12 protein-coding genes and 1 pseudogene are annotated in these 12,355 nt (G+C 72.0%); 6 read left to right on the forward strand and 7 right to left on the reverse strand.

Features of this window, described 5'->3' with window-relative positions:
- The first annotated feature begins 124 nt into the window (after positions 1 to 124).
- The 4 genes from KUM49_RS17835 (at position 125) to KUM49_RS17850 (ending at position 5,315) form a co-directional block, all read left to right on the forward strand.
- Positions 125 to 2,368 (forward strand): glycoside hydrolase family 9 protein, encoded by a 2,244-nt coding sequence (locus KUM49_RS17835; protein ID WP_217237838.1) that lies wholly within the window; start codon positions 125 to 127, stop codon positions 2,366 to 2,368.
- Between the two features lie 184 nt (positions 2,369 to 2,552).
- The gene (locus KUM49_RS17840) at positions 2,553 to 2,798 is read left to right on the forward strand and encodes a hypothetical protein (protein ID WP_217237839.1); all 246 of its coding nucleotides are present in this window, start codon (positions 2,553 to 2,555) and stop codon (positions 2,796 to 2,798) included.
- 3 nt (positions 2,799 to 2,801) lie between these two features.
- Positions 2,802 to 3,179 (forward strand): toxin Doc, encoded by a 378-nt coding sequence (locus tag KUM49_RS17845; RefSeq protein WP_217237840.1) that lies wholly within the window; start codon positions 2,802 to 2,804, stop codon positions 3,177 to 3,179.
- A 513-nt stretch (positions 3,180 to 3,692) separates the two neighbouring features.
- Complete coding sequence (locus KUM49_RS17850; protein WP_217237841.1) at positions 3,693 to 5,315, forward strand: RICIN domain-containing protein; 1,623 nt, start codon at positions 3,693 to 3,695, stop codon at positions 5,313 to 5,315.
- A 28-nt stretch (positions 5,316 to 5,343) separates the two neighbouring features.
- On the opposite strand, the gene KUM49_RS17855 is transcribed toward KUM49_RS17850, so the two are convergent.
- Both KUM49_RS17855 and KUM49_RS17860 read right to left on the reverse strand, forming a co-directional pair.
- Positions 5,344 to 6,513 carry a lactate 2-monooxygenase gene (locus KUM49_RS17855; RefSeq protein ID WP_217237842.1) on the reverse strand — a complete coding sequence of 390 codons (1,170 nt, stop codon included), beginning with the start codon at positions 6,511 to 6,513 and terminating at the stop codon, positions 5,344 to 5,346.
- 166 nt (positions 6,514 to 6,679) lie between these two features.
- Complete coding sequence (locus KUM49_RS17860) at positions 6,680 to 7,231, reverse strand: hypothetical protein (RefSeq protein WP_217237843.1); 552 nt, start codon at positions 7,229 to 7,231, stop codon at positions 6,680 to 6,682.
- Positions 7,232 to 7,564: 333 nt separating this feature from the next.
- On the opposite strand from KUM49_RS17860, the gene KUM49_RS17865 reads away from it, so the two are divergent.
- Entirely contained in the window at positions 7,565 to 7,999 is a 435-nt protein-coding gene (locus tag KUM49_RS17865) for a protease inhibitor (protein WP_217237844.1), read from the forward strand.
- 134 nt (positions 8,000 to 8,133) lie between these two features.
- Here KUM49_RS17865 and KUM49_RS17870 read toward each other — a convergent pair whose 3' ends face one another.
- Genes KUM49_RS17870 through KUM49_RS17880 form a run of 3 tightly spaced genes read right to left on the reverse strand, consistent with a single transcriptional unit; the run spans position 8,134 to position 10,054 of the window.
- Entirely contained in the window at positions 8,134 to 8,376 is a 243-nt protein-coding gene (locus KUM49_RS17870; protein ID WP_217237845.1) for a CDGSH iron-sulfur domain-containing protein, read from the reverse strand.
- The gene (locus tag KUM49_RS17875; protein ID WP_308406654.1) at positions 8,357 to 9,019 is read right to left on the reverse strand and encodes a HemK2/MTQ2 family protein methyltransferase; all 663 of its coding nucleotides are present in this window, start codon (positions 9,017 to 9,019) and stop codon (positions 8,357 to 8,359) included. The genes KUM49_RS17870 and KUM49_RS17875 overlap by 20 nt, the downstream gene beginning before the upstream one ends.
- 21 nt (positions 9,020 to 9,040) lie before the next feature.
- The gene (locus tag KUM49_RS17880; RefSeq protein ID WP_217237847.1) at positions 9,041 to 10,054 is read right to left on the reverse strand and encodes an iron-containing redox enzyme family protein; all 1,014 of its coding nucleotides are present in this window, start codon (positions 10,052 to 10,054) and stop codon (positions 9,041 to 9,043) included.
- A gap of 74 nt (positions 10,055 to 10,128) precedes the next feature.
- Between KUM49_RS17880 and KUM49_RS17885 the strand changes: the two are divergent.
- Positions 10,129 to 10,748: pseudogene (locus KUM49_RS17885) on the forward strand (flavodoxin family protein).
- Positions 10,749 to 10,898: 150 nt separating this feature from the next.
- On the opposite strand, the gene KUM49_RS17890 reads toward KUM49_RS17885, so the two are convergent.
- Entirely contained in the window at positions 10,899 to 11,096 is a 198-nt protein-coding gene (locus KUM49_RS17890; protein ID WP_217237848.1) for a hypothetical protein, read from the reverse strand.
- A gap of 69 nt (positions 11,097 to 11,165) precedes the next feature.
- The gene (locus KUM49_RS17895) at positions 11,166 to 12,173 is read right to left on the reverse strand and encodes a Ppx/GppA family phosphatase (RefSeq protein WP_217237849.1); all 1,008 of its coding nucleotides are present in this window, start codon (positions 12,171 to 12,173) and stop codon (positions 11,166 to 11,168) included.
- Between the last annotated feature and the right edge of the window lie 182 nt (positions 12,174 to 12,355).

Here is a 12,355-nt window from a genome sequence, read left to right on the forward strand (position 1 = left end):
GGGAAACCAGTCCCGTCCGGACCGTTGACTCGGTGTCATGCCTCCAACAAACATGGCCTGCGTCCGCATCTGGGAGCGCTCCCACGCCGAGCGTCACCCGCACCTCCCCCCGAGGAGCCCAGACGTGAAACGACGCAGAACCGCCTTGCTCTCCCTGACGGCCCTGTTGGGGGCGGCACTCGTGGGCCTCCCCGCCCCCGGGGCCGCCGCCGACGAGGTCGAACAGGTCAGGAACGGCACCTTCGACACCACCACCGCCCCCTGGTGGACCACCAGCAACGTCACCGCGGGCCTGTCCGACGGGCAGCTGTGCGCGGACGTGCCGGGCGGCACCGCCAACCGCTGGGACGCCGCTGTCGGCCAGAACGACCTCACCCTGGTCAAGGGGGAGTCGTACAGGTTCTCCTTCACCGCGAACGGCACACCCGACGGACACGTCCTGCGCGCGATCGTGGGCCTGTCGGCCGCCCCGTACGACACCTACTTCGAGGTGAGCCCGCAGCTGAGCGTGTCCGGGAACGCGTACTCCTACACGTTCACCTCGCCCGTGGACACCGCCCAGGGCCAGGTCGGCTTCCAGCTCGGCGGCAGCGCAGAACCGTTCCGCTTCTGCATGGACGACGTGTCGCTGCTCGGCGGGGTACCGCCCGAGGTCTACGAGCCCGACACCGGACCCCGGGTACGCGTCAACCAGGTCGCCTACCTGCCCGCGGGCCCCAAGAACGCCACCCTGGTCACCGACGCGACCGCGAAACTTCCCTGGCAGCTCGAGAACTCCGGCGGCGCGGTCGTCGCCCGGGGCTGGACCGTGCCACGCGGCACCGACGCCTCCTCCGGACAGAACGTCCACTCGGTCGACTTCGGCGCCCACAAGAAGCAGGGCACCGGTCTCACCCTGGTCGTGGACGGCGAGAGGAGCCGCCCCTTCGACATCGGCACGAGCGCCTACGAGAAGCTGCGCCTGGACGCCGCGAAGTACTACTACACGCAACGCAGCGGCCTCGCGATCCGCGACGACCTGCGCCCCGGCTACGCCCGCCCCGCCGGCCACGTCGACGTGGCGCCCAACCAGGGCGACTCGAACGTGCCCTGTCAGCCGGGCGTCTGCGACTACACGCTCGATGTCACCGGCGGCTGGTACGACGCCGGCGACCACGGCAAGTACGTCGTCAACGGCGGCATCTCCACCTGGGAGCTGCTGAGCACCCACGAGCGTTCCCTGACGGCCCGCACCGGGCAGCCGGCCAAGCTGGGCGACGGCTCGCTCGCCATCCCGGAGAGCGGCAACAAGGTGCCGGACATTCTCGACGAGGTCCGCTGGGAGCTGGACTTCCTGCTGAAGATGCAGGTTCCGGACGGGCAGCCGCTGGCCGGCATGGCCCACCACAAGATGCACGACGAGCAGTGGACCGGGCTGCCGCTGCTGCCCAGTGACGACCCGCAGAAGCGTGAACTGCACCCGCCGAGCACCCAGGCCACGCTGAACCTCGCGGCGACGGCCGCGCAGGCCGCCCGCCTGTACCGGCCCTACGACAAGGCCTTCGCGGCGAAGGCCCTCGCCGCCGCCCGCAAGGCCTGGACGGCCGCCCTCGCGCATCCCGAGATGTACGCCGACCCCAATGACGGCATCGGCGGCGGCGCCTACGCCGACTCCGACGCCACCGACGAGTTCTACTGGGCGGCGGCCGAGCTGTACCTGACCACGGGGGAGAAGGCCTTCGCGGACCACGTCCTCGCCTCGCCGGTCCACACGGCCGACATCTTCGGCCCCCTCGGCTACGACTGGGCCAGGACGGCCGCGGCGGCCCGCCTGGACCTCGCGACCGTACCGAGCAGGCTGCCCGGCCGGGACAAGGTGCGCCAGTCCGTGATCAAGGGCGCGGACCGCTACCTGGCCACCCTCAAGGCGCATCCGTACGGCATGCCGTACGCCCCCGCCGACAACCTCTACGACTGGGGCTCCAACCACCAGATCCTGCACAACGCGGTCGTCATCGCCACCGCGTACGACATCAGCGGCGCCTCGAAGTACCGTGACGGCGCCGTCCAGAGCATGGACTACATCCTCGGCCGCAACGCGCTGAACATGTCGTACGTGACCGGCTACGGCGAGGTCAACGCCCACAACCAGCACAGCCGTTGGTACGCCCGCCAGCTCGACCCGAGCCAGCCGGCCCCGCCCGACGGGACCCTCGCGGGCGGACCGAACTCGAGCATCCAGGACCCCTACGCACAGAGCAAACTCCAGGGCTGCGTCGGTCAGTTCTGCTACATCGACGACATCCAGTCCTGGTCGACGAACGAGCACACCATCAACTGGAACTCGGCCCTGACCCGGATGGCGTCGTTCGTGGCGGACCAGGGGTAGGAGCGGGCGGCTCGTGCTCCACGAGTCGCCCGGCCGTGCGACGCCGGTTCCTGGCACGGGGCCGGTGGACGGTGACCCAAGCCGCACCCTCGGGTCACCGTCCACCGGCCCCTCCGGTACCGGCGCGCTGTCTGTCTGACCTGGGGATATTTACGCGTAAGTACCCGCGCGGTACCGTGAGGGCATGCCAGCTCTCAACGTGGAGTTCAGCGACCGCGAGCTAGAGGACCTGCGGCAGATCGCCAAGGAGCGGGGTACGTCCATGAAGGCCCTCGTGCGAGAGGCGGCCGCCGCCGACATCGCCCGGCACCGAGCACTGCAGGAGGGCGCGGAGGCGTTCCGCCGGTTCTTCGCGTCCCACGCCGAGGAGTTCGCGCAGGCCTTCCCGGACGACGAACCGTCCGCCAAGGGCGAGGGGCGGGTCGCCTGACCCATGGCTCCCGTCGTTCACATCGACGTGCCCTGGCTGCTCCAGCGGCACGAAGAGGTTCTGCCCGACCAGCCCACGATCAACGACTTCTCCGCCCTGGTCGCCGCCGTCGCCCGGCACCGCGTCGACCCGCCCCGCCTCGGCGTGGACTCCGACCCGGCCTGGCGGGCCGCCGCACTGCTGCACACCATCGCCCTGCTCAAGCCGCTGCCGTCGGCCAACGCACGCTTCGCCTGTGCGACGGCGGTGGCCTACATGTTCGTCAGCGGCGTCGGCATCGACCCGCCCTACGGCGCCCTCGTCGACCTCGCCCGCGACCTGATCTCCGGCAAGACGGACGTCTACGGCGCGGCCGACCGGCTGCGTTCCTGGCAGATCTGACGTTCCCCGGGTGTCGGTGCATCGGCCGTCCTCGGGGCCGCCGACCGAGGGCGGGAGGAACGGGGTCGGCGGCCGGCTGCGCGCAGGAGAGCCGCCGTCCTGCGCGGGGGCCTCCGAGGATGGGCCGGTTCCAGTGCACTACGCGGCGGTGTGCGCCGGGAGCGTGCGTACCGCTCCGGCGCGTGTGCGTGCATCACACGGGGCGCACGCGAGGGCGGAAAGAACCGGTGCGGGCGCGATGAGTTGCCTACTGCCGTGCGGCCGTTTCTGACTTTCTTTCAATGATGTGCAGGTTTCTCCAGTGCCTTGTTGGCCGTGAGTGACTTGTGCGAGGGTGAACAACCGTGTGGGGGGTAAGGGCCGGCTCGCATTCGTTCCGTGGGGAACCGGGGCGGACGGAGGCGGTGAATTCATACTCCTCATGTCCGCGCCGGAAAGGTGAGTGCCAGTCCGGGCTTCTTTTCGGCGGTAAGAACTTCTGTGCCCCCGTGTGCGTGGGAAGGAATCCGCTCAGTGCCAACCCCCCATCCTCCTCGCCCGCCTTACCCCCCGGTCGGCGGGGCTCCCGAGGAATCCGACGAGGGCCTCGGCGCCGCGCTGAGAGGCCGTTCGGACGTCGAGGTCGGCAAGTCCGTCGCGCTGCTCATGGCGCGGCACTGGCAGCCGGTCCACGAGTACGCGGCGATCTGTCTCGCCTCCCCGGAGGGCACCGCCTCCATGGTCACCGCCGCCGCCTTCCACCAGGTGCTCGACCGGCTCACCCTGGGCGAGCCGGCCGTGGCGCTGCGGCCGCGGTTACTCGTGACAGTGCGGGACACCGTCAGACAGTGGTCCTCCGAGGAGCACATATCCGGAGCACTGCCGGAGTTGGGGAAACCGGCCGGAGGCCGCGGTATGCGGGCGGCCAAGTCGCTGACACCCGAAAATCGCAAGTTGGCCGAGCGTTCATTCCACGCTCTTCCCGGACTCGCCCGGTGTTTGCTGTGGCACGTCGAGGTCGAGGCGGAACCCATGGCCGTCCCCGCCGCTCTCCTCGGCATGGACACCGGCACCGCGTCGGCGGCTCTCGAACAAGCGCGTGAAAAATTCCGTGAGGGTTGTGTACATGCCCATCGAGAACTCGCGCCGAGCAAGGATTGCCGCTTCTACAACCGTCTCCTCGACGTTCCGATTCGCCGCGGCGGGGCGCTGTTGCCGGATGTCCAGCACCATCTGGGGGAGTGCCGCCACTGCCGGAACGCCGCCGAACAACTGAGTCATTTCGAGGGCGGCCTGGGTGTCCTGCTCGCCGAGTCGGTGCTCGGCTGGGGCGCCCGGCGCTATCTCGAGTCCCGGCCGAGCCGGTCGCAGGAGCCGCCCCGCGCGCGCGGCTCCTCCCGGCACGGCGGCGGACGCCGTCGGCTGCTGCCGGGGATCCCCTCGCCCGGCCGCCGGCCCCTGGGCGGACTGCGCTCCTCGAGGACGCTCCTGACGGGCGTGGGCCTCGCCTCCGCCGGGCTGCTCGCGACCGTGCTCGTCGCCGGCCAGTGGTCGGACGGCGACGGGGTCGACCCGGCCGCCTCCACCAGCGGGAACGGGGCCGTGGGCGCGGCACCGGGAGCCGGCGGCCAGGCCCCGCCCACGGCGTCCTCCGGCACCGCCCAGCTCCCCATCGCTCCCGGCCGCACCAGGCTGCGCAACCTCGGCGCCGACCTGTGCCTGGACATCAGGGGCGAGCCCAGGTCCGGCGCCGGGACCGAACTGGCGGCGTGCTCGTCCGTGCCCACGCAGCAGTGGTCGTACGAGAGCGACGGGCTGCTGCGCAGCGTGGCGGAGCCCGACCTGTGTCTCGACTCGCACGCCGACGCCGGGGTGGTCATTCTCGGCACGTGCGCGGGCGAGAAGGCGAAGCGGGCCGACGACGTGCGCTACGACCTCACCGTGCAGGGCGAGTTGCTGCCCCGCTGGGACGAGCAGCTCGCCCTCACCACCACCGGCGCCGACCCGGGTTCCGACATCGTCGTCAAGGTCCGTGACGGGGTCACCGAGCAGTACTGGCTCGCCGACCCCGCGTCGACGGCCACCCCCGGCTCGCTGTCGGCCACCGGCACGCGGGCGCCCGGCGCGCGGGCGGTGGGGCTTTCGGACCGGGGTTAGGGCTTGGCCGGCGGGGTTCGTCCGGCTCTCATGCGGGCTCCTCCACCAGGTCGGCGGAGCCCACGGTCGCCGGGGTGGCGTGTCCGGACAGGGCGAGGGTGAGGTCCAGCTCCGCCAGCAGACAGCGGATCACGTGCTCGACGCCCGCCTGGCCGTCGAGTCCGAGCCCGTAGACGTACGGCCGTCCGACCAGGACCGCCCGGGCGCCGAGGGCCAGGGCCTTGAAGACGTCGTCGCCGGTGCGGACGCCGCTGTCGAACAGGACGGTCAGGCGGTCGCCGACCGCTTCCGCGACCCGCGGCAGCGCGTCGGCCGCCGCGACCGCGCCGGCCACCTGACGGCCGCCGTGGTTGGACACCACCACGCCGTCCATCCCGGCGTCGGCGGCGAGGCGGGCGTCGTCCGGGTGCAGCACGCCCTTGAGGACGATCGGGCCGTCCCAGTTCTCCCGCAGGAACGCCAGGTCCGGCCAGGTCTTGCCGGGGTCGGCGAACATGCCGACGAAGTGCATCACCGCCGCGTTCGGGTCCTCGTGCACCGGCTTGGCCAGGCCCGCCCGGAACGCCGGGTCCGAGAAGTAGTTGGCGGTGCCCACGCCGTGCAGGAACGGCAGATACGCCTGGTCGAGGTCGCGCGGACGCCAGGACAGCAGCGGGGTGTCGAGCGTGACGACCAGCGCGGTGAACGCGGCGGCCTTCGCCCGGTCCAGGAAACTCCGGGCCACCTCCGGGTCCTTCGGCCAGTACAGCTGGAACCACCGCTCGGCGTCGCCCATCGCCTCGGCGACCTGCTCCATCGGCGTACTGGACGCCGAGGACAGGATGTACGGCACACCCTGCGCCGCGGCGGCCCGGGCGGCGGCGGGCTCGGCGTCGGGGTGCATGATCGACAGCACGCCGACCGGCGCCAGGGCCAGCGGCGCGGGCAGGGCGCGGCCGCACACCTCGACGGACAGGTCCCGTTCACGGACGTCCCGCAGCATGCGCGGCACGATCCGGCGACGCTCCAGTGCGGCCCGGTTGGCGCGGGCCGTACTGCCGTCCCCCGCGCTGCCCGCCACATAGCCGACCGGGCCGGGGCCGAGCCGCTGCCCGGTCAGCTCCTCCAGCCGGGTCAGATCGGTGGGCAGGCGCGGTACGGCGCCCGACATCCCGTTCAGATAGATCTCGTACTGGAAGTCCGCCCAGTGCTTGGCCATCGGTACCGCTCCGCCTCTCCTCGTCGAGCAGCGTCGCCCCGACGATACCGGCGAGTAGGCGCGGGTCCGCCCGCTGTTCGGGAACAGCGGCCGTGTGCGGGATCCGCACCGGAGGCCGGTTCAGCCGTCCTTCGGAGCGTGACCTGAGGAGTCGTCCACCGCCCGGTCACTCACCGTCCGTCGCGGCGTCCTCCGGCTCGGCGTCGGGCCCCTGGGCCCGCACCCGCTGCACGTGTTCGAGGGAGTCCCGCAACTCGGCGAGCCAGTCGTCGGTGTGGCGCTGGACCAGGCGGACGCACCAGGCGAGGGCGTCGCTGCGGCTGCGGGCGACACCGCCGGCCACGAGGGTGTCGAGCACCTGGCGCTCGGGCTGGCGCAGCCGGGTCATCACGGGCGCCGCCACATGGGTGAACAGGACCCGCTCCCCGCCGCACTCCACGCCCCAGGACACCTTCCTGCGGAACCGGTGCTCGGCCTCGCCCGCCACCGCGATCCGGGTCTCCCGGGTGCGCTCCCGGAACTCCTGGACCCGGCCCTGGACGGCGGCCTCCCGTTCGGCGGCCGAGACGTCCTGCGCCAGCCGGGGCTCGGGAATGCGGCCGATCACGGTGATCTCCTCGCGGTCGGCCGTGACCTCGACCAGCGCCTCGAAGAGGTCGTCCGGCAGGCGGCCGGCGAACCAGCCGCGCAGCTTCTCGTGCTGCTCTTTCGTAATCATGTAATCACGATTACTCCATCTCGGTGGGAAGGCAAGGGGCGGACCGGAAGTGCGCCGAGGGCTGAATCGGAATGTTTCAGGCCTATTAAGTGACGGGGGGAATCCGGCCATCCGGCCGGAACGGGAGATCGGGCACCGTGCGATTGCAGGGTGGGTGCGTTCGAATTCCGTTACTTCACGCCACTGATTCAATACGCAAGGTTACTGAAACCGGTGGGGTCGATGTGAGATTCGGGGCCGGACTCGGCAGACTCGCGCTCGCCGCGCCGGCACCGACCGAGTCGGATCGCGGCACACCGACATCTCGTCGAATCGAGCGGAAGGATGCACACAATGCGGAACACCGCGCGCTGGGCAGCGACCCTGGGCCTTGCGGCCACCGCCGTCTGTGGACCCCTGACGGGCGCCGCCCTCGCACAACCGACCACCACCCCGAACGCGCTCTACGCCCCCTCGGCCCTGGTCCTCACCGTGGGCCACGGCGACAGCGCCGCCACCGTCACCCCGGAACGCGCGGTCACCCTGACCTGTGCCCCGACCGCCTCGGGCACCCACCCGGCCGCCGTCTCCGCCTGCGCGGAACTGCGCGCCGCGGACGGTGACTTCGACGCCCTGGCGGTCAGGGACGGCGTCCTGTGCACCAAGGAGTACGACCCCGTGGTCGTCACAGTCGACGGCGTGTGGCGCGGTCAGCGCGTCTCCTACGAGCGCACCTTCGCCAACGAGTGCGTGAAGAGCTTCCAGGGGAGCAGCGTCTTCACGTTCTGATGGACCGGGATCGCACGTTCTCCGGAATGTCCCGAGGGGCCCGCAGATGGGGAGTGCGAGCCGCTTTCGCGGAGACCTGTGATCCCGCACCGGGGGTCGGTGGGCGGAGTGGGGCCGCCCGCCGACCCCTCGGGTCACTTCCCTTCCCTGTCCTTCTGTTCTTGGCCGCCCTGCTGGTTCCGGCTCCGGTCGCGGTGACTGGTGTCGCACCAGGGGTACCGCCGGCTGCGCCGGCAGGTGCACAGAGCCACCCGGAAGCGGTCGGAGCGGACCGTGGTGCCGTCCTCCAGTTCCACCTCCACCGGCCCCTCCACCAGCAGCGGGCCCCGGCGTTGCACGGTGATCCTGCGAGGCGTGTCAGACGGGGAGTTCGGCACGGACGACCACCAGCTCCTCCTGCTTCTCGGCGGGAGGCAGCAGCCCGCGCTCCCGCAGCCAGCCCTCCCGCCCCCGCAGCACCGGACCGAACGCGATCCGGCTGCGGCGGGTCACCGACGCCTTGAGTCCGGCCGTCCGCAGATGCTCCAGCGTCCGGCCCGGATCGCTGAGCGCGGAGTGCACGATCAGCACGACGCCCCCGGGGCGCAGCAGATCCGGTGCCTCCCGGCAGATCCGGTCCAGTACCAACCGCCCGTCCCGGCCCGCGTCCCAGGCCCGGGCAGGACCGCGCGGCAACCGCACCATGGGTGCCGGCACGTACGGCGGGTTGGTCAGGATGAGGTCGAAGGACTGGCCCCGCACGGGGCCGAAGAGGTTCCCGCGCCGTATGCGTACTGGCACTCCCGCCCGCCAGGCGTTCAGCCGGGCCGTGGCCACCGCTCGCCACGACACGTCCACGGCGGTCACGCGTGTGCCGCGGCGCGCGGCCTCCAAGGCCAGCGCACCGGAACCGGTGCCCACGTCGAGGACCTCCGCGCCCGGCGGAAGCGGTTCTTCTGACAGGGCCCCGGCCAGCAGGGCGGTGTCCTCCTGAGGGGCGTAGACGCCCGGGAGGACCAGCGGCAGTACCAAAGGATTCACGTCGCTCGTGTACCCCGGCAATCAGGAGATATGGGAGATTTCGGAAACCGTGGGCGTGCGCAGCGACGACCGTCCGGCCCGCCAGTCGGTGAGCAGCCGGGCGGCCAGGTGGCCCTCGACGTGTTCGGTGGCGTCGATGCCGAAGGCCACGTCGGCCGCCAGATGCGGCTCCTCGGCGAGCAGCCCGCCGATGACCTCGTGGCGTACGACCTGCTCGTGCACGGCGTCCGCCTCGACGTGCTCGTCGTAGAAGAACTCGGCCGCCGGTCCGGCGTCCGTGCGCCGCATCGCCTCGGCCAGCCGCCGGGAACCGGGTGACGACGTGATCTCGACCGACGCGAAGTGACCCACCAGGGCGCCCCGCAGGGACCGGTGCAGACCGAACAGGGACATGAGGTTCACCGTGGCCAGCATCTCCGCGCAGGCCGCGTCGAGGTAGTGCCCGTACGCCGTGTCGAGGTCCAGGTCGCACATCAGGTCGGCGAACAGCCGCGCGTGCACCCGGTCGGGGCGGCCGCCGCCGTACTCGTCGAACTCCACCGCCGCCATCCCCGCCTTGGCCCGGCCCCACAGCCGCGGCAGCACCCAGGCGTGCGGATCGGCCTCCTTGAGGTGGTACAGCGAGCGCTGCGCGGCGTACTCGCGCAGCTGCCACAGCTCGCCCTCCTTCTGCAGGTAGTGGCTGACGCCCGTCCCGTCGAGGGGTTCGACCAGGAGGTCGGCGAGCGCGTCGTCCACGCTGTCGTGTACGGCCGTGTCGGCACGCAGCGCGGCCAGGAAGCGGTGCTCCAGCGCGGCGCGGGTGCGCAGCAGGTCCGGGTCCCACTCGCGGTCCGGGGCGACGCCCTCGAACCCGCGGTAGTGCAGCTCGTAGCAGAGGTACAGCGCGAGCTGGAGGTCGTCGCCGTAGACGGCCGCGCCCGCCACCTCCTCGTGGTCCGGCAGTGGTCCGGCGCCCCGCAGGTACTCCGCGACGGCTGCCGAGACCGGCCCCCGGGCGAGGGGCAGCCGTGGTTCGTGACTCTCGTGTGGCATGAGCCCCGGGTACCCCGGCCGTGCTCGGCCATCCACCGGCGTGGAGCCGCCCAGAGGGGGTACTCCGAGCCCACATGAAGGCACTCGTGATCAACTGCACGCTCAAGAAGTCGCCGGACCCCTCCAACACCGAGGCACTGGCGGGCGTCGTCGCCGAGCGGCTCGCGAAGGACGGTGCGGACGTCGAGGTCGTCCGGGCCGTCGACCTGGCCATCGAACCGGCGTGACCAGCGAGCCCGTACGCGAGGGCGACGACTGGCCGCGCGTCCACGACAAGCTGCTGGAGGCCGAGATCCTCGTCATGGCCTCGCCGACCTGGCTCGACCGGCCCTCCTCCCCCGCCTGGGGGCACCCCTCTGGGGGAGGGTGCTGGAGCGGATGGACGCGCTCATGTCCGAGACCGACTGCGAGGGCAGGCCGGTCGCCCCGGGTCGCGGGTGTGGTCGTCACCGGCAACGAGGACGGCGCCCACCACGTCATCAGCGAGATCTCGGGCGCGCTCGCCGACATCGGCTACACCATCCCCGGCCGGGCGTGGACCTACTGGCACCTCGGGCCGGGCCCGGGCCCCGACTACCTCGACGACGAGCAGGGCCGCGACCGGTCGCACCAAACGGGCCGGGCCATGGCGGCCGACCTGTACGGCGTGGCGAGCGCCCTGGCGGCGCACCCCCTGGGCGCGCCGCCAGGCTAGTGTCCTGCGCCGTTAATTCGTCGTCGGTTCTTGGCAGTCCGGCGCTGCCGACTCGGTCGAGTACTCGCAGGCCGGGGCCGGAGGGGCGGCCGACCAGCCCGGCAGGGCAAGGCGCGAATCTGCCGACGAACTTCGGGCGCAGCACACTAGTCACTCGCCCTCGGACTCCTCCTGCGCGCGGGTGTTCGGGGTGATGGCCTCCGAGGCCTCGCCCCGGTGCCGCCGCTGCTCGGCGGAGTCCCGGGTGCGCGTCTCGGCGTCCTCGACCTCACGCAGGACCTCTTCGAACGCGGTCCCGGGCTCATCGGTCCGGCCGTCCTTGCGGTCGCTCTTCCCGGCATCGGACACGGCTGTCTCCTTCCTCGGGTTCCTGGGATTCCTGGGGTTCCTCAGGCTTCTTCCTCTGGCTTCCTCGGTTCAGTTGGTCGCCGTGGCGATGCGCAGCGGTACCGGACCCGGGGGAGCGGTCTCCTCGTTGCGGCGGACGATCTCCGCCCACCAGGACGCGCCGTCCTCGATGTGACGCAGCAGCACGCCTTCGCGGATCGCCCACGGGCAGATCGTGAGCGTCGTGATCCCGGTCAGTTTCATGGCCGTGTGCCCGACCACCGCGCCGGCCAGGCTCTGCATCGCGCGGGGGGCGGAGATGCCGGGCAGCAGGGCGCGTTGGGCGGCGGGCAGGACGGCCAGGCGGCCGATCGCCTCCCGCAGGTCCGCCCGGCGCAACCGGCGTTCCTCGAACGGGCCGTAGCGTCCGGGAGGGGCCCCGCACAGGCGGCCCAGCTGTTGGAAGGTGCGCGAGGTGGCCACCGCGGTGTGCGGGCCCTCCCAGCGGATCCGGGCCGCCACGTCCCGCAGCTGATGCCGGACCTTGCGGCGCAGCGCCCGCACCAGCTCCGGCGGCGGCGGGTCCTGGCCCTCGAAGTGCTCGTGGGTCAGCCGGCTCGCGCCGAGCGGCAGAGAGGCCACGAAGTCCGGTAACCGCCCACGGCCGAAAGCCACTTCGAGTGAACCGCCGCCGATGTCCAGCAGGGCGAGCGGCCCCGACCGCCAGCCCATCCAGCGCCGCGCCCCGAGGAACGTCAGCTCGGCCTCCACCTCGCCCGGCAGGGTGCACAGCCCGACTCCCGTCCGGGCCCGCACCGTGCGCAGGACCTCCTGCCGGTTCCGGGCGCCGCGCACCACCGCGGTCGCGAAGGCCAACGGCTCCGCCGCGCCCCACCGGGTCGCGGTTCTGCCCGCCTCGGCGACCGCATCGACCAGCCGTTCGACCGCCTCCTCCGGCACCGGGCCGCCGGGTTTCACGTGATCGGACAGCCTCAGTCGCCACTTGGCGGTGTGAACGGGCAGCGGCACCCCTCCCTCCGCGTCCGCGACGACCAGTCTGACCGTGTTCGATCCCACGTCAACCACGCTGATTCGCATGGCCCGTGAGTACCCCCTCGCACGGCAGCCCAACGTCAGCCGCCGCGCGACGCTCTCAGCCGCGGCCACTGCCCGACATCGCACACCAGTACGACTGACACGGGCCACAGCTTCCAGCCCCGCCAGGGGCCGCCTGCATACCGCTCCACCACCCGCCGACCTCGAGAATTCCCGGCGGTTGC

Source organism: Streptomyces sp. AC555_RSS877 (assembly GCF_019049245.1).
Classification (GTDB): Bacteria; Actinomycetota; Actinomycetes; order Streptomycetales; family Streptomycetaceae; genus Streptomyces.